Raw genomic sequence first — 22,426 nt, forward strand, 5'->3', positions numbered from 1 at the left:
TGTTTTTTACATCCAACCTAATGCGCTAACAGCTGCGTAAACAACCGATCCTACCATTAAAATGACCATTAACCACGACATAACCAAAATCATTTTTTCAATGCGCGTACGTGATTTTTTTTCGATTTTAGGGACGCGATGCTGATTAAGTTGTGCGTCGATTTCTGCCTGTAATTTTGCGTTTACTGGTCGTTTATGTTGGTCATCTGCCATTGATTTCACCTCTAATTTATTCTTATTTAGTGTATCATAAGTCACAAAAGAATTGAAATTTTTTATAAAATTCGTTAGAGTTAGAACACGAGGTAATTAAAAATGCAATGGTGGTATTGGCCATTAGGTGGCTTGCTTTTTTGTTTAATATTAATAGGCGCTAATCAGTGGACAGCAATGAAAAAGTTGCGACTGCATGTTTTAGACGTTGTTACGCTACCTGTCTGGATAGTTGCGCACTACACGATGGGATATTTATTTGGGGTTAGCTATGTCGAGTGGCTCTTGCTCTTTTGGTTTGCTTTTGGCGCCATTTTGGCTTGGTTCTTATTACAAAAAGAATGGGGTTGGCGCCATTTTTGGCATCTTTATTGGCAATGGAGTGGCCTTTTTGGCATTGTAGTCATAATAGTTGTCATGATTTTGGGTTTTATTAACCACTGACCCCCACTTTTATAAAAGCAGTACTATCATTGATAGTACTGCTTTTTTTGCGTTAAAATTTACCGATTGATGACAAAATTAAAAATAAGGTGGAGAGAAGTGGTGGAATGTGGTAAATTAGTAGTATAGAATTTTAATGGAGGTGGTCCTATGTTTATGGGCGAATATTCACATACGCTCGATACGAAAGGACGCCTAATTATTCCGGCAAAATTCCGTAATCAACTTGGTGAAAAATTTATCGTCACTAAATGGATGGAAAAATCGTTACGGGCGATGCCACTATCTGTTTGGGAAAAGTTAGAAAACCAGTTGAATCAATTACCAACCGGTAAAAAAGACGCGCGCTCGTTTAGACGTTTTGTTATGGCCGGTGCATTAGAAGCTGAGTTTGATAAGCAAGGTCGAATTATTGTACCAAGTAACTTACGAGAGTACGCATCATTAGAAAAAGATGTTATTGTGACTGGCGTTGGTGATTCTTTTGAAATTTGGAGTGCTGACACTTGGGCTGCGTACACAGCTGAAACAGCCGAAAACTTTGATGATATTGCTGAGGGATTAGTTGATTTTGATTTTTAATGTAACCAAGTATGGTTGCCAGAAGGAAAGTGAGCTGAAATGACATTTGAACACGTTACGGTGCTATTGCATGAGGCCATTGAATTATTAGATATCAAACCTGACGGTATTTATGTGGACGCAACGCTTGGTGGTGGTGGACACACGGGTGAAATTCTAAAGCAATTAACAACTGGCAAGCTGTATAGCTTTGATCAGGATGATACAGCAATTCAATACAATATGAACCGCTACGCAGATGACATCGCAACTGGCAAACTCGTTTTGATTCATCAAAACTTTAGGACGTTAACTTCGGCGCTAGCAGCACAGAATGTTCAGAATGTCGATGGCATTGTTTATGATCTGGGTGTTAGTTCAGTTCAATTTGATGATGGACAACGCGGGTTTAGTTACAATTACGATGCTGAGTTGGACATGAGAATGGATCAAAGACAAACTTTGACTGCTAAAACAATTGTCAATGAATGGTCGTTTAATGAACTTCTTCGAGTTTTAAGCCGTTATGGCGAAGATCGCTTTCCAAAACAAATTGCCCGCAAAATAGAACAGCATAGAGAAAATGGCCCTATTAATACAACCTTTGAGTTGGTTGACATCATTAAAGAAGCAATTCCAGCACCAGCTCGCCGCAAAGGTGGACATCCAGCTAAAAGAACGTTTCAAGCGTTAAGAATTGCGGTTAATGATGAATTAGGTGCTCTGGAAGATTCTTTAACGCAGGCACTCGATTTAATTGATCATAATGGTCGCATTAGTGTGATTACATTTCAGTCATTAGAAGATCGTCTTGTAAAGCAAATGTTTCGTGAGAAAACTAGCACACCTGAGTTACCTGTTGGTTTGCCTGTACTACCGGGACAATTTGAAGCTGAGTATGATGCGCTTACCAAGAAACCGATCTTACCAAGCGTTACCGAAATGAGTACCAATCATCGCTCGGAATCAGCTAAACTACGCGGTATTCGACGCAAATAACTTAATTTAAGTTTTAAAACTAATTGTTACATCATCAGATTTTTGGAGAAAAAGCTATGGCACAAAATGCATACGAATATTCATCAGCTGCTGCACAACAAGCACCGCTTACGCAACCACGCCATCGCCAACGCAAAGCAATTAAATACAAAGCAGCAGCTTGGACTAAAAAAGAGCGTGGTTTAGTTATTTTTGTTGCTGCAGTTGTCTTATCATTGATGGTTGGTGCTGTCTTTACGAGTATGCAAATTACCAAAGCGACTAACAGTACTACGGCTATTGAAACGAAAATAAGCAATACGAAACAAAATAATGATGCTTTACAAACTAAGATTCAGGATGTTACTAGTAAGTCAAATCTAGATAAGGTTGCAAAAAAATACGGCATGACACTTTCAGATGATAGTGTGCGTAATGTTAATCAATAATTATGAAAAATAAAGTGAGACGGATACCTAACAAAAGAATCACAAAGAATGCCAAAATATTTGGCGGGTTGTTGCTGTGTGGCACAACAGTTGTGATTTTAATGCTTGGTATTCGTCTTTTTGTTATCGCAGGGAACAAAGCCGTTGATGGGCATAACCTAACAAAAGCAACACGAGAAGCGTTTATGGGAAAACAAAACATTATTGCCAATCGTGGTAAAATTTTTGATGTCAACGGACAAGTGTTAGCCGAGAACACAACGGTTTATAATATGTATGCAGTCTTAGACAAAAATCAAAAAGACGCTAATGGCAAACCGGATTATGTGACGGATGCGAGTGAAACAGCTCAGAAATTAAGCACGGTCATTAACCTAAAAGAAAAAGCGATTTACAAACGATTGATAGCTAAGCAATTTCAAGTAGAGTTTGGATCAGCTGGTAAAAGTCTGACAATTGCGCAGCATAAGAAAATAGTGGCCATGAAACTTCCGGGTATAAAATTCACATCACAAGCGGCACGTGTTTACCCCAATGATCAAATGGCATCTCATCTGATTGGAAACATTAAGTATAGTGAAAATGTTAGCGGTCAATCTACAATGATTGGGACAATGGGAATTGAAGCGGCCGAAAATTCTGTACTAACTGGTAAAAATGGCATTAAAAGCTACGAAGGTCAAAAAGAGAATAACAAAAGTAGCCGAACCGTTAAAAATGGGGATGACGTGTACCTCACTTTAGATGATAGTTTGCAAAACACTCTAGAAACGCGTATGGATACATTGTTTAAAGATACGGGGGCAAAAACAGCAGTTGCAGTATTAATGGAAGCAAAGACAGGGCGAATTGTTGCGGCAACACAAAGACCAAACTTTAATGCTAACGACAAATCCTCAAATCCGGCGACTTGGCAAAATCTACTTGATCAAGGTGCCTTTGAGCCCGGATCAACTATGAAAGGCATAACGCTGGCAGCGGCTATTGATACAGGAGAGTGGCGACCTAATGATACCTATCAATCGGGGACATTTTTAATTGATGGCAAAAAAGTCGTTGATGCCTTTGGTCAAGATGCCGGTGTGTTGACCTATCGTGAAGGATTTTGGCGTTCATCGAACGTAGCCTTTGCACGCACCGAACAAAAGCTGGGTGCAACAACATGGCGTAAGTATTTGACGCGATTCCGTTTTTTACAGTCTACTAAATCAGGTCTCAATGGGGAAGAAGCTGGGTCTATTTCGTTTAATTATCCAATTGAACAGGCCAATACGGCTTATGGTCAAGCCATTAATGTGACGCCGTTGCAACTGATTCAAGCCTATTCAGCAATAGCAAATAATGGTAAAGAAGTTAGACCCTATTTTGTCGATAAAGTAGTTAATTCTTCGACCGGTGCAATTGTCAAAGAAGGGAAAACGACAACGGTTGCTCACCCCATTAAAGCCAGTACGGCCGAAAAAGTTCGTGAATATATGATTGATGTTGTGAATCAATCTACTGGAACTGCCAAGGAATTTGATTTGCGAGATGCTGGTTATCAGATTGCTGCTAAAACCGGTACTGCCCAAGTAGCAGAAAAAGGTCAATATCTAGATGGTCTTAAAAATGCGATTCATTCAGTTGTTGTATTAGCACCAGAAAAAAATCCAAAGTATATTTTTTACATGGCTGTTAAACAACCAAAAGTTTTCCCGGATCCAACAATTCAAACCACAATGAACAAAGTATTTAGACCATTAATGCTACAAGCTTTGAATAATAGCAGTAGTGCTGTAAAATCTAAGACAACGAAACAGACGGTGCCTGATGTTGTCGGGCAATCAATTACTGCTGCCAAAACAACATTAACTAAAGCAGGTTTCCGAGTGGCTGTCGTTGGGACAGCTGGAAAAATTAAATCACAATCGCTGTTACCGGAACAAAAAGCATTAACCAATCAATTAGTGATATTGAAAGCACAAGGTACTACGAATATGCCTGATATGACAGGCTGGAGTTTAACTGATGCGCAGTCATTTGCGAAGCAAATTGGCTTCACGTTGACTTGGAAAGGGTCTGGCTACATTACGAGTCAAACTGTTGGTGCTAATCAGTTGGTTGTCAAAAGCAGTCAAGTAGCGATTGTATTGAAAGAGAAGGAGTAGCAGGGAGAGATGACAGAAAATCTATGGACTTTCGCACGATCGTTTATCGTGACAGTTATTTTTATGCCAGCATTGATTAACTTTTTGAGACATTCTAAGGAGCAGGCAGTAATACGTAAACTTGGTCCTGATCATCAGGCCAAAGCAGGAACACCAAGTATGGGCGGTGCCTTATTTGTACTAGCAGCGGTAATCAGTGCGATTGTTGGTGGTGTAGCAAGTGAAGGATGGCATGGTTTCATGCTCCAGTTGATGCCACTTTTGGCATTTGTGGCATTTGCTGTTATTGGTGGTGTTGATGATGCACTTAAAATCTTGAAACATGCGGATGATGGTTTTAGATTCAAACCAAAATTGTTGGCACAAACACTTAGTGCTTTGGTGGTAATGATTGTTATGTGGTTTATGAATGTACCATTTGTGCTGAATGTACCGTTTGTTGGTCATATTTATTTGGGTGGTTTTTATTTCATTTTCATGTGGTTCTGGCTCGTAGGATGGTCAAATGCCACTAACTTGACAGACGGTCTTGACGGTCTACTAACGGGTATTAGCATTATTGTTTATGGTACCTATACATGGATTGCAATGGCAATGCATAACCAGTCTATTGTGATTTTTAATATTGCGATTATTGGTGCGTTAGTTGGATTTTTGATTTATAACAAACCAAAAGCCAAAATTTTTATGGGAGATACCGGTTCACTAGCTTTGGGCGCAGGATTAGCAATTGAGTCAATTTTGCTTGGCATTCCATTTTCTCTAGTGTGGTTTGGCATTATTTTTGTAATCGAAACGCTGTCAGTTATTATTCAAACAATTGGTTATCACTTTTGGAAAAAACGCATTTTTCCAATGGCACCAATCCACCATTCATTTGAAAAATTCGGTTGGCGTGAATGGCAAATTGATATACTATTCTGGGTCGTTAGTCTTCTAGTAAGCATTGTAGGAATTTTATATATGAGTTAAAACGGTGATGACCGTGTACATAAATAAAGAAATCAGGTTAAATCATGCAGGCAATGGACTTTAAAAATAAAAAAATTATGGTTTATGGTTGGGCACGCTCTGGAAAAGCAGTGACTAAGCTTTTATTGGCACTTGGCGCTGATGTTACCGTTGCAAATGATGGCGATTTTCAAGAAGATGATGATTTTATGCATCTACAATCGCAACAGGTTACTTTTTTATCACAGGCGCAAGATGCGCATCTGGATAATAGTTTCAAATATCTGGTGAAAAATCCAGGCATTAATTATGATCAACCATTGGTGCAAAAAGCGCTTGATTTGAAAATACCAATTTTAACAGAGGTTGCCGTGGCGTTGAGCACATTCAAAGGTCGATTAATTGCGGTGACAGGATCTAATGGTAAAACGACAACGACTTCATTGATTCGTGATATGCTCAAGTCTGATGAACAGCCGGTCACGACAGCTGGTAATATTGGCACACCTGTCAGTGAAGTCGTTGCTGATTTAACCGAAAAAGATACGTTATTGTTAGAACTATCAAGTTTCCAATTAATGGGCATACCTGATATTCAACCAGATATCGCTGTTGTGACTAATATTTTTTCAAATCATCTGGATTATCACAAAACTAGAGATAATTATGTAGCTGCTAAATTTCAGATTACACGCCATCAAACGTCAAATCAGTATTTAATTTTAAATGCTGATGGACCAGACACGCCTAGTTTTTCTGCCAAAACACATGCCAAAGTGTTGACGTTTTCACGTCAACAAACTGGTTTGCCGGCAGAAATTAAAGATGATCAATTATTGATTGACGGTGATGCAATAATGCCTGTAACGGACATTAAACTAGTTGGGCCTCACAATTTAGAAAATGTTTTGGCGGCAGCAACGGCTTCAAAATTAGCTGGTGTGAGTGATCGTGCGATTAAAGATGTATTGAAGACTTTTGGTGGTGTTGCGCATCGTTTACAGTATTTATTTACTGTGAATGGTGTGAAGTACTATAATGATTCAAAAGCCACAGATATCGAAGCTACGCAGACAGCATTAAATAGTTTTGATCAACCAACAATATGGATTGGTGGTGGCTTAGACCGCGGTGATGATTTGTCACGCATGGTGCCTAATTTAAAACACGTTAAAACAGTAATTGCTGTTGGTCAAACGCAGCAAAAAATTGTTGATTTGGCACATCAGGCCGGTAAAACAGTGATTACTGTTAAAGATGTTATGGCAGCGGCGCCAGAAGCGGTGCAGTTAGCGCATCCAGGTGATGTGGTATTGCTTTCGCCCGCTCATGCGAGTTGGGATCAATTTAAGACATTTGAAGAACGCGGTGAAAAATTTGTCGCTGCACTAAAAAAAGCACTTAAAATTTGAAAGGAGTCGTTATGAAAATTATTTTATCTGGTGGTGGAACAGGTGGTCATATTTATCCAGCGCTTGCTTTAGCCGAAGTGATTAAAAAGCATGAACCAGATACACAATTTTTGTATGTGGGATCGGAACGAGGCGTTGAGTCTAACATTGTGCCTGCGACTGGAATGGCATTTGATCGTTTAACAGTTCAGGGCTTCAAACGATCACTGTCTTTAGATAATGTTAAAACGGTTTCTTTGTTTTTAAAAGCGGTTCGTGAAGCAAAAAAAATTCTCAAGAAATTTCAGCCAGATGTTGTTGTTGGAACGGGTGGGTATGTCAGTGGTGCAGTTGTCTATGCTGCCCAAAGATTGCATATTCCGACGGTCATTCATGAACAAAATTCAATTGCTGGTGTTACAAATAAGTTTTTGTCTCGCGGGGCGACGCGCATTGGCGTTGCTTTCGATGTTGCATTATCACAATTTCCCAAAGGGAAAGCAACGGTGGTTGGAAACCCAAGAGCACAACAAGTTGCTTCACTCAAGTCAAATTTCTCATGGCGACAGATTGGTTTACGGGATGACAAACAGACGCTGTTAATATTTGGCGGTTCGCAAGGCGCCCCAGCTATTAATTTAGCAGTTATTGATGCCTTAGAAACGTTTAATCAACGCAGTTATCAAGTGGTATTTGTCACAGGACCAAAACGTTATCAAAATGTACTTGATAGAATGACTGCACAACCAGCTGAAAATGTGCGAATTTTACCTTATATTGATAATATGCCAGAAGTTATGGCACAAACTGATGCGATAGTGGCGAGGGCTGGCGCGACCTCGATAGCAGAAATTACTGCCTTGGGTATTCCGTCTATTTTAATTCCGAGTCCATTTGTGACAGGAGATCATCAGACAAAAAATGCGCAAAGTTTAGTTGATGCTGGGGCTGCATTGATGATTTCAGAGCCATCTTTGTCAGCGATTACGCTAACTCAAGCGGCCGATACATTGTTACTAAATGACAAGGTGAGTGAGGCAATGGCGGCCCAATCAACTAAAATTGGTGTGCGTGACGCTGGCGAAAGGCTTTATGCACTAATTCTAGACGCAATTGGAGAATAATGAAAGAAGTTATACCACAATCAAAGTATATTATTACTAGAAAACGACCGTTACAACTCTGGTTGAGTTTAGCGGTTTTTGCTGTTTTGATTGGCGGTTTAATATTGATTTTACAACCTTGGCGTACGATTAAAAATGTGTCAGTGGCGTCGACAGTTGTTTCGAAAGAACAAATTAAAAAATATGTAAATGTTAGTCAGAAAACGCCGTATTGGCGTTTAGTTGGGCAACAAACTTTTATTGAAAATCGATTGCAATCACAAAGTGACAAAGTTGATTCAGTAAAAGTCACGTTAAAAGATGATGATGTACTATTTACTGTTGTGGAAAGAATAAATGCTGGATTTGTCCAACAAAAGGGACAGTGGTATGCTATCAATCAACAAGGTAATCGGCATCAAATAAGCCAACCAGATGGCGAAGCACCTGTATATAGTGGTTTCAAGAGTGACGCTGTGTTATCAAAAACTGCTGTTATATTTTCTAACCTTGAGGCTGCTCTTCGACAAAATATTAGTCAAATAATATTTTCACCCACTACAGAGAATCCAAAACGCCTAAAAATTATCATGGCAGATGGTAATACTGTACTGGCAACAACTACAACATTCGGTCAAAAGATTGTTTATTATCCTGGTATTGCAGCACAAATGAAAGCAAAAGGTGTGGTTGATTTACAGTTTGGGGCTTTCTCATATAACTATAAATCTTAATCATAATTATCTATATCAAAGAGAAGAATTGGGTCGCAAAATATTGCGATTTTATGTTATTATTAATATTAGGTATATTTTGTAAAAATAATTAACAAAGGGGCACGACGCATGAATAATTCAGGCGTGACGGTTGGATTGGACATTGGAACCACTTCAATTAAAGTTGTCATTGCACAAACTGCTGGAAATCAATTTAATGTCATTGGTGCGGGAAGCGCCCCTTCACGTGGTTTACGCCGTGGTGTGATTGTCGATATCGATACCACTGCTGCCGCTATTCGTGAAGCGATTGATCAAGCACAAGAAAAAGCAAATATTAAAATTACCGATGTTGTCGTTGGTATTCCAGCTAATCAGGTTGAAATTATCAACGTTAATGGTTTAGTATCTATTGCTAACCAGAATAAACGCATTACCTATCAGGATGTTCAAAATGTAGCACAACAGGCCTTATCTAATGGTTTGCCAGCGGATCGTGATGTGATTGAATTAGTAGCTGAAGAATTCGTTGTTGACGGCTTTGATGGCATTAAAGATCCACATGAAATGATTGGCGTACGGCTCGAAATGCATGGGGTTGCCTATGTTGGACCTAGTAAAATTCTTGACAATACGCGAATGGCGATTCAAAAGGCCGGTCTTAATTTGCAAGAATTTATTCTATCGCCACTGGCGTTGGGTACAACCATTTTAAATGATGGCGAACAGGACTTTGGAACGGTTTTGATTGATTTAGGAGGCGGACAGACTAGCGCTGCTGTTATCCATGATCGCAAATTGAAATATATGTTTGTTGATATTGAAGGTGGTGATAGTGTTACTAAGGACATCTCGACTGTTCTTGGTACTTCTTACATCAATGCCGAAAGAGTAAAACGGGACTATGGCTTTGCGGATCCTTTGCAAACAGATCAAGACAATGAATTTCCTGTGGAAGTTATTGGTGAAGCTGTTCCAAAGCAATTTGATGAGAAATATTTATCGGAAATCATTGCGGCGCGTTTAGAACAGATGTTTACGAGAATATTTGATCACTTGCAACAGGTTAATGCGTTAAACATGCCCGGAGGCTTTGTATTAACCGGCGGAAATGCTGCTTTACCAAAAATGGTTGATTTTGCTCAACAATTGTTGGGCGATAATGTGCGTTTGTTTGTACCAGATCAAATTGGGCTGCGTCATCCTTCGTACACTCGTGCATTAGCATATTCTGTGTTTGCATCTAGAGAAAATATGGTGCAACAGGTGATTAAACAGACGATTATGAATCGTCGTGAGGTCGCCCCTAATCCTGAACCAACGTCAACAGTAATTGAGGCGCCACAGCAAGAATCATATGATAGTTATCAATATGTTAATGATTCGACTGAAGCACCCCGTGAAGGTTGGTTTGGAAAAATTCGCCAAAAGATCAGCAATTTATTTAACGAAGACTAAAAAGACACTTAAGGAGACAACTCATGGATTTTTCAATTGATGATACCCAGGAAGCGGGCGCAATCATAAAAGTTATCGGTGTTGGTGGTGGTGGCTCAAATGCTGTTAACCATATGATCGAAGAAGGCGTCGGTGGCGTTGAATTCATCGTAGCTAATACTGACGTACAAGCACTAGATAAGTCAAAAGCCGATACGAAGATTCAAATCGGCCCTAAATTAACCGGTGGTTTGGGTGCAGGCTCAAATCCAGAGCGTGGTACCAAAGCTGCTGAAGAATCAACTGAAGATATTGCTAATGCTTTAGCCGGTGCCGATATGGTTGTCATTACTGCAGGAATGGGCGGTGGAACTGGTAACGGCGCAGCTCCTGTTGTTGCACGTATTGCTAAAGAACAGGGCGCATTAACGGTTGCAGTTGTAACACGACCATTTAAATGGGAAGGCCCAAAGCGTGGACGATTTGCTGCCGAAGGATTACAGGCTTTATCAGAGTCTGTTGATTCATTAATTGTGATCACTAACGAACGCTTGAAAGACCGTATTGATCTTCGTACACCACTGTCTGAAGCATTTAAGGTAGTTGATGAGGTTGTGGCACAAGGTGTTCGTGGTATTTCTGAGTTGATCACTAACCCTGGTTTCATTAACTTAGATTTTGCTGATGTGAAGACTGTCATGCAAGATGCCGGACCTGCTTTGATGGGCGTTGGTCAAGCAAGTGGTGAAACTCGTGCAGCTGACGCAACAAAACAGGCTATTTCGTCACCGTTGCTTGAAGTTGATATGTCCGGCGCAGAAGACGTTTTGCTTAATATTACTGGTGGCCTAGATATGTCCTTGTTTGAAGCACAAACTGCTTCAGAAGTCATCAGCCAAGAGGCAGGACGTGACGTTAACGTTATATTTGGAACATCAATCGATGAAGATCTTGGTGATTCAATTCGTGTGACTGTTATCGCGACCGGTCTTCAGAACACAAATGATAAATCTAAACAATCTGTAACAAAGAATGTTGCACCAGCAGCGTCGGTTTTTGGCACGGCAACAACAACTGAGTCGGCAGCACCTTCGTCTTCTGCTTCATCAGTTTTTGAAAAACCAGCGACATCATCACCAGCTCCTAAGGTAACACCAACACAAAGCGATCCATTCGCCGATTGGAATATTGGTGGCACAACCAAGGACGCATTTGCTGAAGATGATCGCTTTGATGGCGTTCAAAAGCAATCATTTGATGTCTTTAATACACCCAGCTCAAGTGCAGCGGTTGATTTAGGCAATGATGATGACACTGACCAACCACCATTTTTCAAGAAACGTTAAGGAGAACTCATGGCATTAGGGGACACAATTAAACGTCTATTTAGTAATGAGGAAGATTATTACGAAGATGAAGGGTATGATCAACAATCGTACCAAGAGCAGCCACAACCACAGCCTGTTCAACAGCAATCAAATACTTCCCAACAACAACGATTTACACGACCATCAGCGACACAACAAGCCACTTCAGACTTTAATAGTGCAAATAGTAAAATTGCACTGTTTGAACCAAAAGTGTATTCTGATTCGCGCGCAATTGCTTCACAAATTTTGGGTGGCGAAGCGGTGATTGTTAACTTTACGCAGATTGATGAAGCACAAGCTAAGCGGATTCTTGATTTTCTGGGTGGTGCAGTTTATGCTGTCAACGGCGAAATTGAGCGTATTGGTCAGTCTATTTTCTTGGTAACACCAAATACATTTGAAATTTCAGGGACTTTGACAGATAACCTTGAACCCAATAGTAGGTACTAATTCATGATTGCAGAAATTGTCATATGGTTGTTTCGTTTAGTGCAATATTATGAATATGCAATTGTTATTTATATTTTAATGTCGTGGCTACCAGGTGCTCGTGAGTCAGGTTTGGGACGGTTTTTGGGGCGTATAGTTGAGCCTTATCTGCGAATCTTTCGATTTATTCCACCAATTGGGATGCTTGATTTTTCACCAATTGTCGCAATTTTAGCTTTGAATTTTGCACGTAGTGGATTGTTACATTTAGTTTCAATATTCCTATGACGGACAACATATCAAGCATTTCACAGCATTTTCGTGAGTATGAGCAACCTTTTATACAACAAGTCTTGGATTGGATGAAACAGGCTGATGACGACTATCGCTTAGTTTTGACGCGATTTTTAAATCCTAGAGAACAATACATTTTACAAACACTAATTAATCGTCAATCTGAGTTGCAAAGTTATTTGTATGGTGGTGTGGCTGGTGCTGAAAGCCAAAGAGCAATTATTGCACCAGAAGTTTTTGACATAAAACTAGAAGATTTTGGAATTGCTTTGTTAACTGTACAATATCCGCAAAAGTTTGCGACATTGCATCATGCAACAATATTGGGTACACTAATGCATTTGGGTATTAGTCGTGATGTGGTTGGAGATATACTGTTTGATGCTGAAGAAACAAGTTGGCAGATTATTGTTGATAAAAAAATGGTAGCGTATATTCAACAAACAGTTACAAAAATTGGCAGAGTTGCTGTCAATTTGAAAGAGCTACCGCTGAACCAGGCCCTGCCTGTTTTAACTAATTGGCAAGAGCAATTTACTTTGATGTCATCTCTTCGGCTTGATGTGGTCATATCATCTATTTTTCAACTGTCACGTAGCGATACTAAGACACTTATTGAAAGTGATCAGGTTCACGTGAATTGGATGATTGCGCAAAAAACTAATATGGATGTCGCAGTAGGTGATTTGATATCAGTTAGAAAGCATGGTCGTGCACAGATCAAATCATTAGATGGTCGGAGTAAAAAAGATAAATTGAAAGCAATTGTCAATGTTGTGCAAAGATAGTAATGTCAAGCTTCTATCTAATTTAGACTAAGCATGATAAAATTATGAAGTACAATTATGTTAAAGGAGAATGTTATGGCATTATCACCAGATGAAATTTTAAATCACGAATTTACAAAAAAAGGCAGTAAAGCATACGTTGCGACGGAAGTAGACGCATTTTTGGATCAAGTTAATGGTGATTATGAAGCATTAATTGCTGAACGTGATGCGCTTAAAGTACAACTTGAACAGTCACAATCTCAAGTTGATGAACTAGAAGCCAAACGTGAGCAAGTTAATCAATCTATATTTGTCGCGCAAGAAGCAGCTGACCGATTGAAAAAGGATGCTGACGTTGAAGTTAAAAAGCAGCTGACACATGCACAAGAAGCCGCTACTAAAATTATCAGTGATTCTCGTGTTAAGGCGGAAGCCGAAGCAGAGCGCTTGGCGCAAGAAAACGCAGAATTAACTAATGAGCAAAATCAATTACGTACAGAAGTTGAAAGTTTTAAAAATTCCTTCTTGCAATTATTAACAGCACAGCGTACACTATTAGAAAATGATGAGTTAGCAGAAGCTGTTCATCGTTTACCAATTGGTCAAGTGACAGCCAACCGTATTGGTCAAGTTGCGGAAGCAGCACCAGTTGAAGTTTCAACAGAGCAAGGGTCAGATGACCAACAGGAAACAGCAGAAGCTCAAGGACCAGTTGTGGTGTTTCCAGAATCAGAAGACCAAGCAGACAATCATTAATAACTATAAAAAGCGTAACACAGCAAAGTTGGCATATATACGTGCAGCGAGTCATGGTGGTGGAAGATGACCGTCCCTGATGCCAATCAGATCAGTTACCAGTTTTGTTTAGCTGAAATTATAGTAAGCTAGAACGGCGCAGGTCGTTAATGCTGATTTGAGAGTAATAATTACGATTGATTATTACTAAATATTGGGTGGTACCACGTGAAAACGTCCCTATGCTGATGAGGCATAGGGACGTTTTTATAATTATTTGCATGATTGTTTTCGATTAATTTTTGTAGGAGAATGGAATATGAAGTATAAAGATACGTTAAATCTTGGCAAAACGGCTTTTCCAATGCGAGGATCGTTGCCTAAGACGGAACCAGAACGTCAGGCAAAATGGTATGAGGAGGACTTGTATCATCAACGTTTGGCCCAAAATGAGAAAAAACCTCATTTTAATTTACATGATGGACCACCATACGCAAATGGTAATATCCACATCGGTCACGCCATGAATAAAATTACCAAGGACATTATTGTACGTTATAAGAACATGTCTGGCTTTTATGCACCGTACGTCCCTGGTTGGGATACGCATGGTTTACCAATTGAACAGCAATTGACCAAAGCTGGTCATGACAGAAAAAGTATGCCCAAATCAGAATGGCGTAATTTAGCTAAAGACTTTGCTTTACAACAAGTCGATAAGCAACGCTCGGATTTTAAACGTTTGGGTGTGTTAGGCGATTGGGAAAATCCATATATTACATTGAAGCCAGAATTTGAGGCAGCGCAAATTAGAGTATTTGGTGCAATGGCTGGGAAAGGCTACATTTTTAGAGGTGCTAAGCCCGTATATTGGTCTTGGTCATCTGAATCTGCATTGGCTGAAGCTGAGATTGAATATCATGACATTGATTCAACATCATTATTTTATGCCAACAAAGTAAAAGATGGCAAAGGCATCTTGGATGAAAACACCTACTTTGTCGTCTGGACAACAACGCCATTTACGGTCACAGCCTCTCGGGGTATTACGTTAGGACCTGACTTCGAATATTCAGTTGTGAAACCAGCTGGTGATACGAGACAATTTGTTGTTGCTACTGAACTACTTGATTCAGTGGCGCCTAAATTTGGTTGGGAATCATACGAAACAATCGCGACATATAAAGGTCAAGAACTTGATCGTATTACAGCTTATCATCCTTGGGACAGTGATCATGAAGAGTTAGTCATGAATGCTGATCACGTGACACTCGATTCAGGGACAGGGTTGGTTCATACAGCACCTGGATTTGGTGAGGATGATTATAATGTCGGAACAAAGTACGGTCTTCCCGCTGAAGTAACGGTTGACTCAAAAGGTTATATGACAGCCGAGGCAGGGTCTGATTTTGAAGGGAAATTCTATGATGATGTTGTTGGTATTGTCATCAACAAGTTAACAGATGCTGGTCTGTTCTTGGCAAAAGAAAAGATTACCCACTCTTATCCATTTGATTGGCGTACAAAAAAGCCAATTATTTGGCGGGCAGTGCCCCAATGGTTTGCTTCTGTGGCCAAGTTCCGTTCAGAAATTTTATCCGAGCTTGATAAAGTCACATATTTCCCAGATTGGGGTAAAGTGAGACTGCACAATATGATTCGCGATCGAGGTGATTGGGTCATTTCACGACAACGTGTTTGGGGTGTACCATTACCAATTTTCTATGCAGAAGATGGTACAGCTATTCTGGACGAAAAGTTGATCAACCACGTCGCTGATTTGTTTGCTGAACACGGTTCCAATTATTGGTTTGAACATGATGCTAAAGCATTGTTACCGGAAGGTTATACTAATGAGCATTCACCAAATGGTGAATTTACTAAAGAAGAAGACATCATGGATGTCTGGTTCGATTCTGGTTCATCTTGGAATGGTGTTTTGAATACCCGTCCTGATTTAGATTATCCTGCCGATATGTATTTGGAAGGCTCTGACCAATTCCGTGGCTGGTTTAATTCATCGCTTATTACGTCGGTGGCGGTAAATGGTATTGCACCTTATAAGGCAATCTTACATCAAGGCTTTACATTAGATGGTAAAGGCAACAAGATGTCAAAGTCTATAGGAAATACTATTTCGCCACTTGAAGTCGCTGATAAAATGGGAATTGAAATTCTACGTCTTTGGGTGACATCAGTTGATACATCACAAGATATGCGTGTTTCAAATGATATTTTGAAACAGGTGTCAGAGAGCTATCGAAAGTTGCGTAATACGTTACGCTTCTTGTTGGCAAACACTGCTGATTTTGATCCGAAAGAAGATGGCGTTTCATATCAATCATTGGCAGCACATGATCAATATTTCTATGCCTTAGAAAATAATTTTGTTAAAGATGTTCGCAGTGCTTATGATAATTACCAATTCAACGATGTCTTTAAGCGTGTGATTAACTTTGTTAACGTTGATTTATCAGCCTTTTATCTCGATGTGGCTAAGGATGTTGTTTATGTTGAGGCACCTACGGGGCACGCGCGTCGTTCCATGCAAACTGTTTTCTATAAGATTTTGACTGATTTGACACGATTGTTGCTACCAATCTTGCCCCACACAGCTGAAGAAGTATGGGAATATCTACCCTATGAAACAGAACAATTTGCATACTTGACAGAAATGCCAAATGTTGAAGATTTAGGTGATACAACAGTTTTGTTTGAGCAATGGTCTGTCTTTATGAGCCTTCGTGATGCTGTCAATAAGGCACTTGAAGAAGCACGTGAAACCGACTTAATTGGTAAGAATGCAGAGGCTTCTCTGACACTTTATTTGACGACTGAACAACAGTTATGGTTAAAAGATCTGAATGCGGATGTTCGTTTGTTGTTAATGGTGTCACAACTTCATTTGGAATCATTGGAAAGTGCACAAAATGTAGAAGACTTTGCAGGTTGGCACATTACTGTTGACCATGCTACAGGGCAAGTTTCACCACGAGATCGACTGTATCATGACGATATTGGTTCTGACACTGATTTTCCAGAATTGTCAAAGCATGAAGCAGATATTGTCCGTGAGTTTTATCCAGAAGCCCTAACTGAGGGGCTAGAATAGTATCAAAAAACATCACAATTCATAATTGTGATGTTTTTTTGATCGTTTTGGAAAAGTATGAACAAACTGTGAAAGCGTTTACATTTGTTTGAAAACGTGCTATGATAAGGCTATAAAAGAAATGATTTTTAAAGGAGAAACATATTATGGCAACTAAAACAATTATGCTGGCTTGCGCAGCCGGTATGTCAACATCATTATTGGTAGCAAACATGCAAAAGGCCGCTGCAGCTCAAGGAAAGGATTACGATATTTTTGCAACTTCAACGTCTGATGTTGACGCTAAGCTAAAAGAAAAGCATCCTGATGTTGTGATGCTTGGACCTCAAGTTGCTTATATGAAAAATGAGGTTAAGGGACACACAGATGCCGCTGGTGTGCCAATGGATGTCATCAATATGATGGATTATGGCATGATGAAGGGCGACAATGTTTTGAAGTCTGCCGAAACATTGATGGGAGTTTAAGATGGCCGATTTGATGCAAGATGAAGCACGAATGCAAGTTGTGATGGGTCTGATTATGCATGGTGGCAATGCCAAGTCGCAAGCTTTTCAGGCAATTCAGTTGGCTAAATCAGGTGATTTTGAGGGTGCACAAGCAGCAATTGATGAAGCTGACAAATCACTTAAAGAAGCACATGATGTTCAAACGGACATGCTAACACAAGAAGCACAAGGTAATCATACTGAAGTTGACTTGTACATGGTTCATGCCCAAGATCATTTGATGAATGGTATTACTTTTCGTGATTTAGCAGTTGAAATCATTGCACTTTATCGCAAATTGGCAGAGAACTGATTGAAAGCTCGCTTTTGCGGGCTTTTCTTTTACAAAATAATCGCTAAATGAACCTAAGAACTGGAGAAGATAACAAATGACAACAGGTTATAAAATGCCACAAGACTTTTTATGGGGCGGTGCAGTAGCAGCACATCAACTAGAAGGTGCTTGGAATGTTGACGGCAAAGGTGTTTCAATTGCTGATGTGATGTTGGCAGGTAAAAACGGTGTGAAAAGAGTAGTGACGGACACTGTTTTACCAGATGGGAACTATCCTAACCATAGAGGAATTGATTTTTATCATTCATTCCCGCAAGATTTTGCGTTGATGCGAGAATTAGGAATGAAAGCCTTTAGAACATCGATTGCTTGGACGCGTATTTTTCCAAAAGGTGATGAGGAAACACCTAACGAGGCTGGTTTGGCATTTTATGATAATATGATTGATGCCATGCTTGATAACGGTTTAGAACCAGTCATTACGTTATCCCATTTTGAAATGCCATATCATTTAGTGACCGAATATGGTGGATGGCGCAATCGTAAAATGATTGATTTTTTCACTAAATTTGCGCGTGTGGTATTCGAACGTTATGGTGATCGTGTCAAGTACTGGATGACTTTTAATGAAATTAATAATCAGACTTCTTGGATGGATTCACATCCAATGCTACAAAACTCTGGGTTAAAAGATTATCCGGAAGAACAGGCACAAGAACTGATGTACCAAGCATCACACCATGAGTTAGTTGCCTCAGCCTTAGCAACCAAAATTGCTCATGAGATCAATCCTAACATTATGGTAGGTGATATGATTGCGATGAACCCCGTTTATCCCGCGACATCAAACACAGAAGACATTTTGATGGCACAGCGAGCGATGCAAACACGTTATTATTGGGGTGATGTCCATGCGTTGGGAGAATATCCTAACTGGCTTTTGAATTTTTGGGCACACAAAGGCTTCGATATAAAAATGTCACCTGAAGATGCTAAAATCTTAAAAGAAAACACCGTCGACTATGTGGCGTTTTCTTACTATATGAGTTGGACCGTTTCTGCAACGGGTGATGATTATTTAGAATATGATGAAGAAGCTAACCATGGTGATAATCCTTACCTCAAACAATCCGATTGGGGCTGGCAAATTGATCCAACAGGCGTTCGTTATGCAATGAACTGGATGTGGGATCGTTGGCATAAAAAGATGATGATTGTGGAAAATGGATTTGGTGCTTATGATAAATTGACGAGTTCGGGTGAGATACACGATCCGTACCGAATTGATTATTTTAGGGGACATATCAAGTCCATGGAACAAGCAGTTGTGTTAGATGGCATTCCTCTAATTGGCTATATGCCTTGGTCTGGTATTGATATTGTTTCCGCTTCAACGGGGGAAATGGCCAAACGCTATGGTTTCATTTACGTTGATTTAGATGATATGGGCCAAGGTACGGGAAAACGCTACAAAAAGGATTCATTTGATTGGTACCAACATGTTATTGCAACCAACGGTGAATCATTATAAATGTTCAAAAGCTAGTGAAATGCTAGTTTTTTTTTGCATTCAATACATGGCTTTGATACACTGAATACTATGAATGTCTAGTATTTGGGGGAGAAATATATGATTCCAGAAGAAGCCACGCAGCTGCCTAAAGCGGCTAAAATTGTTTGGTTAATTCATGATGTTATCAGTTTGTTGTTTTTATTATCTGTTGAAATAGCGATTTACGTGTTTTTTTTGCGCGGTAATTTTCGTCAATTGGAAATGTTATTTTTAATTGTTATGGTTTTGGTAGCTGTTTTGCCTGTCATACACATGATATTAATTCCGTATTTTTATCGTTTTAGACGTTATGTGATTGATGAGCAAGCGGTGTACATTTATCGTGGTTTTATTTTTAGAAAGTCTGAATCAATTCCACTGAATCGTATTCAAAATGTTGATACCAAACAGGGACCGATTTTACGTTATTTTAAATTAATGGACTTATCTATTGAAACAGCGGCACATGGTTTCAAAATTGAGGCTATTGGTGAAGTAACAGCTAAAAAGTTGAGAGGTCAATTAGTCGAAGCAGCTTTACACGCCCGTGAGGTAGCTTCAGATGACTAAACAGCATCAAAGTTGGTTTGCGATTGTTGTTAATTTTTTTAGTCACATCAAAATAATGATTTGGCCAATTATATTGGGCTTACTCAATATTAAAAACGATGGTGTGATTTTTTTACCTTTGATAGTATTAGGTATGTTTGTCGTATTTATCGGTAGCGCTTGGATTCAGTGGTTATTTTTTACCTTCGAATTTGATGACAATGAGCTATCAGTAAAACAGGGTATTTTTAATAAAAAGCAAGTTCATGTCCCTTTTGAACGTATTCAGACTATTTCTAGAACGGTGCCGTTTTATTATCAACCATTTCAATCCGTGCGTTTACAAATTGATACCTCAGGGCAAGGCAAACCAGAAGTGGTCTTTGATGCTCTAAGTTTGACACAAGCTGATATTCTCGAGCAAAAAAGGCGCAGTGCCCAAAATAAAAAAGCTGCTGTTGCAGAAATTAGGTCAAAACAATCGATATCAGAGCTAAGATATCATGTGACAAATAGGGACTTAATGTTATACGCTGTTACCTCACTGAGTGGTCTCGGTGGCTTTTTGGCTTTGTTCACATTATGGACGCAAATTGACGATCTTTTACCAAAACATCTCAAAGCGACATTTACAAATTTTGTGAATCATCAATCCGTGATAGTATTGAGTTCTTTAATTGTAATTGGTATATTGATAGGTATTGTCGTTGGATTTTTCAGGATTTATAATCAATATTTTGATTTTAAAATTTTACATGAAGACAATCATCTTGTGATTTCGCGCGGTTTACTAGCACGTAAAAGTGTCCAACTTAATTTTAGTAGAATTCAAGCTGTTCAATTGCGACAAACTTTGCTGAGAAGGATGGTTAAGTTGATGAATGCCAACGTTTTGCTTTCCGCAAGTCGAGATCAAGATGACAAGACAACTGTACTGATTCCAGTACTTAGCAATCAAAAGGTAACAACTACGTTGCGAAAAGTTTTGGGAGTTGATGACTTCGATATCAAGCAGTGGCAACCTAGCGCTATTAAGGCGGCTGCATGGTATCAGGTTAGATTTAGTTTATTGCGGATAGCAACTATGATTGTCGTTTTGAGTGGTGTTTTGAGGGTCTGGTTACCAAAATTTTGGGATTGGCATAATATATTGCTTGGTATTTTGATTACTTTGGTTGTGGCAGTGTTTTTAATTTTAAAAAACACGATGACAATAAAAGACCAAAAAATCGGATATCATGAGTCTGTTATTTACTTGCAGCGTAGTAATGGTCTAACGAAAGAGGGATATTTTATTTCACGTGATAAAATACAAGGTGTTAATACTCATGGTATGTTTACCTTAACCACAAAAAAGGCAACACATCTCGACATCATTGTTCGTGATGATAATGGGGGACACATGATACATTTACGATATGTGCCTGAAGAAACAATACAAAATATTAACAAATGGCTGCTTTTATAACTAATAACGCGTCTTTTTAAAATTTTGATTGTAATAATTTAATCTTAAGAAGATTTTTTGTTATTTTCTTGTTAATTTGGTAGAATAAATGATATATCAACTGGAGGATTTTTTATGACGGAGAATGAGCAACTCACTAGTTGGCAGAATCAGCTTGTAAAAATTATTAATGATTTAAATACACCACATACGCTTGGTGGCATCACCAATGAGGCCAATCGCAAACATGATTCTTTTTTGGCGCGACGTGCATTAGATAATTTGATCATTTTGAGTGAAGAAATCAATATTGCACGTGAACAACAGAAGGATGTCAAGTAAAAACACTTGACACAGCTTGGAAGTAGTGGCATAATTATCTAGTAGAATAAATGTGTACAAACACAAAGATAATTGGAGGACTACCACATGGCAGTTAAAATTCGTTTGAAGCGTATGGGTGCAAAAAAGCGTCCATTCTATCGTGTCGTTATTGCTGATTCACGTTCACCTCGTGACGGTCGTTTTATTGAAACAGTTGGTACTTATAACCCAATCGCACAACCTGCTGAAATCAAATTGGATGAAAACAAGATTTTGTCATGGTTGGGCAATGGTGCACAACCATCTGACACAGTTCGCAACTTGTTGAGCAACGCAGGTATTTTGGCTAAGTATAATGACTCAAAGTCAGGTAAGAAGCCAGCTGCAAAGTCAGCAAAAAAAGCTGCTGCTAAGCCTGCTACTGACAAGCCTACAGAAAAGAATACAGTTGCTGAAATCAAAGCATATTTGGATGCACAAGGTACTGAATACGCATCTTCTGCAAAGAAGGCTGATTTGTTAGCACTTGTTTAATTCAAAAAGTTTAAAAATGTTGCCATTAATTTGGCACATTTTTTTTTGCCAAAAATAGGTTTTGATTTGCGACAATAGCGAAAAAAAACTGATGTTTCCAATCACAATTGCAGGTTATTTCTGTTAAAATAGCAGTA

The 22,426-nt window shown here is 39.2% G+C and carries 24 protein-coding genes; 23 read left to right on the top strand and 1 reads right to left on the bottom strand.

Annotated features, from left to right (window positions below):
- Positions 1 to 6: 6 nt before the first annotated feature.
- On the bottom strand, positions 7 to 213 hold the full coding sequence (locus IAE53_RS08440) for a DUF4044 domain-containing protein (protein WP_010291948.1): 207 nt from the start codon (positions 211 to 213) through the stop codon (positions 7 to 9).
- A gap of 102 nt (positions 214 to 315) precedes the next feature.
- Between IAE53_RS08440 and IAE53_RS08445 the strand changes: the two genes are divergently transcribed.
- From IAE53_RS08445 to rpsP, 23 genes are all read left to right on the top strand, one after another.
- The gene (locus tag IAE53_RS08445) at positions 316 to 657 is read left to right on the top strand and encodes a DUF3397 domain-containing protein (RefSeq protein WP_188353011.1); all 342 of its coding nucleotides are present in this window, start codon (positions 316 to 318) and stop codon (positions 655 to 657) included.
- 150 nt (positions 658 to 807) lie between these two features.
- A complete protein-coding gene (mraZ, locus tag IAE53_RS08450) occupies positions 808 to 1,239 on the top strand; it encodes a division/cell wall cluster transcriptional repressor MraZ (RefSeq protein ID WP_004914780.1) in 432 nt (143 codons plus the stop codon).
- Positions 1,240 to 1,278: 39 nt separating this feature from the next.
- Entirely contained in the window at positions 1,279 to 2,217 is a 939-nt protein-coding gene (gene rsmH / locus IAE53_RS08455; protein WP_200136285.1) for a 16S rRNA (cytosine(1402)-N(4))-methyltransferase RsmH, read from the top strand.
- 56 nt (positions 2,218 to 2,273) lie between these two features.
- A complete protein-coding gene (ftsL, locus tag IAE53_RS08460) occupies positions 2,274 to 2,645 on the top strand; it encodes a cell division protein FtsL (protein WP_139967425.1) in 372 nt (123 codons plus the stop codon).
- Positions 2,646 to 2,647: 2 nt separating this feature from the next.
- The gene (locus IAE53_RS08465) at positions 2,648 to 4,792 is read left to right on the top strand and encodes a penicillin-binding protein (RefSeq protein ID WP_188353009.1); all 2,145 of its coding nucleotides are present in this window, start codon (positions 2,648 to 2,650) and stop codon (positions 4,790 to 4,792) included.
- A gap of 9 nt (positions 4,793 to 4,801) precedes the next feature.
- Complete coding sequence (gene mraY / locus IAE53_RS08470) at positions 4,802 to 5,764, top strand: phospho-N-acetylmuramoyl-pentapeptide-transferase (RefSeq protein ID WP_010291935.1); 963 nt, start codon at positions 4,802 to 4,804, stop codon at positions 5,762 to 5,764.
- A 44-nt stretch (positions 5,765 to 5,808) separates the two neighbouring features.
- On the top strand, positions 5,809 to 7,155 hold the full coding sequence (murD, locus tag IAE53_RS08475; RefSeq protein WP_188353008.1) for a UDP-N-acetylmuramoyl-L-alanine--D-glutamate ligase: 1,347 nt from the start codon (positions 5,809 to 5,811) through the stop codon (positions 7,153 to 7,155).
- Positions 7,156 to 7,166: 11 nt separating this feature from the next.
- Positions 7,167 to 8,258, top strand: a complete 1,092-nt coding sequence (murG, locus tag IAE53_RS08480) for an undecaprenyldiphospho-muramoylpentapeptide beta-N-acetylglucosaminyltransferase (RefSeq protein WP_188353007.1) — start codon at positions 7,167 to 7,169, stop codon at positions 8,256 to 8,258.
- A complete protein-coding gene (locus tag IAE53_RS08485; protein ID WP_148423739.1) occupies positions 8,258 to 8,971 on the top strand; it encodes a cell division protein FtsQ/DivIB in 714 nt (237 codons plus the stop codon). The genes murG and IAE53_RS08485 overlap by 1 nt, the downstream gene beginning before the upstream one ends.
- Positions 8,972 to 9,082: 111 nt before the next feature.
- On the top strand, positions 9,083 to 10,411 hold the full coding sequence (gene ftsA / locus IAE53_RS08490; protein ID WP_148423740.1) for a cell division protein FtsA: 1,329 nt from the start codon (positions 9,083 to 9,085) through the stop codon (positions 10,409 to 10,411).
- A 23-nt stretch (positions 10,412 to 10,434) separates the two neighbouring features.
- On the top strand, positions 10,435 to 11,736 hold the full coding sequence (ftsZ, locus tag IAE53_RS08495) for a cell division protein FtsZ (RefSeq protein WP_148423741.1): 1,302 nt from the start codon (positions 10,435 to 10,437) through the stop codon (positions 11,734 to 11,736).
- A 9-nt stretch (positions 11,737 to 11,745) separates the two neighbouring features.
- A complete protein-coding gene (locus tag IAE53_RS08500; protein ID WP_010291918.1) occupies positions 11,746 to 12,210 on the top strand; it encodes a cell division protein SepF in 465 nt (154 codons plus the stop codon).
- Positions 12,211 to 12,213: 3 nt separating this feature from the next.
- Positions 12,214 to 12,477 (top strand): YggT family protein, encoded by a 264-nt coding sequence (locus IAE53_RS08505; protein ID WP_004914758.1) that lies wholly within the window; start codon positions 12,214 to 12,216, stop codon positions 12,475 to 12,477.
- Positions 12,474 to 13,271 (top strand): RNA-binding protein, encoded by a 798-nt coding sequence (locus tag IAE53_RS08510; protein ID WP_188353004.1) that lies wholly within the window; start codon positions 12,474 to 12,476, stop codon positions 13,269 to 13,271. Before IAE53_RS08505 ends, IAE53_RS08510 begins: the two co-directional genes overlap by 4 nt.
- Positions 13,272 to 13,346: 75 nt before the next feature.
- On the top strand, positions 13,347 to 14,009 hold the full coding sequence (locus tag IAE53_RS08515; RefSeq protein ID WP_148423743.1) for a DivIVA domain-containing protein: 663 nt from the start codon (positions 13,347 to 13,349) through the stop codon (positions 14,007 to 14,009).
- Between the two features lie 298 nt (positions 14,010 to 14,307).
- Positions 14,308 to 17,100, top strand: coding sequence for an isoleucine--tRNA ligase (gene ileS / locus IAE53_RS08520; RefSeq protein ID WP_200136286.1), 2,793 nt, complete (start codon positions 14,308 to 14,310; stop codon positions 17,098 to 17,100).
- A 146-nt stretch (positions 17,101 to 17,246) separates the two neighbouring features.
- Positions 17,247 to 17,567 (top strand): PTS sugar transporter subunit IIB, encoded by a 321-nt coding sequence (locus IAE53_RS08525; protein ID WP_010291907.1) that lies wholly within the window; start codon positions 17,247 to 17,249, stop codon positions 17,565 to 17,567.
- A gap of 13 nt (positions 17,568 to 17,580) precedes the next feature.
- Positions 17,581 to 17,901, top strand: coding sequence for a PTS lactose/cellobiose transporter subunit IIA (locus tag IAE53_RS08530; RefSeq protein ID WP_031941278.1), 321 nt, complete (start codon positions 17,581 to 17,583; stop codon positions 17,899 to 17,901).
- Between the two features lie 76 nt (positions 17,902 to 17,977).
- Positions 17,978 to 19,414: a 6-phospho-beta-glucosidase gene (locus IAE53_RS08535; RefSeq protein ID WP_200136287.1), complete on the top strand. Its 1,437-nt coding sequence runs from the start codon at positions 17,978 to 17,980 to the stop codon at positions 19,412 to 19,414.
- A 99-nt stretch (positions 19,415 to 19,513) separates the two neighbouring features.
- A complete protein-coding gene (locus IAE53_RS08540) occupies positions 19,514 to 20,005 on the top strand; it encodes a PH domain-containing protein (RefSeq protein ID WP_188353002.1) in 492 nt (163 codons plus the stop codon).
- Positions 19,998 to 21,452 carry a PH domain-containing protein gene (locus tag IAE53_RS08545; protein ID WP_188353001.1) on the top strand — a complete coding sequence of 485 codons (1,455 nt, stop codon included), beginning with the start codon at positions 19,998 to 20,000 and terminating at the stop codon, positions 21,450 to 21,452. Before IAE53_RS08540 ends, IAE53_RS08545 begins: the two co-directional genes overlap by 8 nt.
- Before the next feature lie 114 nt (positions 21,453 to 21,566).
- Positions 21,567 to 21,773: a hypothetical protein gene (locus IAE53_RS08550; protein ID WP_010291897.1), complete on the top strand. Its 207-nt coding sequence runs from the start codon at positions 21,567 to 21,569 to the stop codon at positions 21,771 to 21,773.
- A gap of 87 nt (positions 21,774 to 21,860) precedes the next feature.
- Positions 21,861 to 22,289 carry a 30S ribosomal protein S16 gene (gene rpsP / locus IAE53_RS08555; protein ID WP_188353000.1) on the top strand — a complete coding sequence of 143 codons (429 nt, stop codon included), beginning with the start codon at positions 21,861 to 21,863 and terminating at the stop codon, positions 22,287 to 22,289.
- The last annotated feature ends 137 nt before the right edge of the window (positions 22,290 to 22,426 follow it).

The organism is Leuconostoc sp. S50 (assembly GCF_016624925.1).
Classification (GTDB): Bacteria; Bacillota; Bacilli; order Lactobacillales; family Lactobacillaceae; genus Leuconostoc; species Leuconostoc pseudomesenteroides.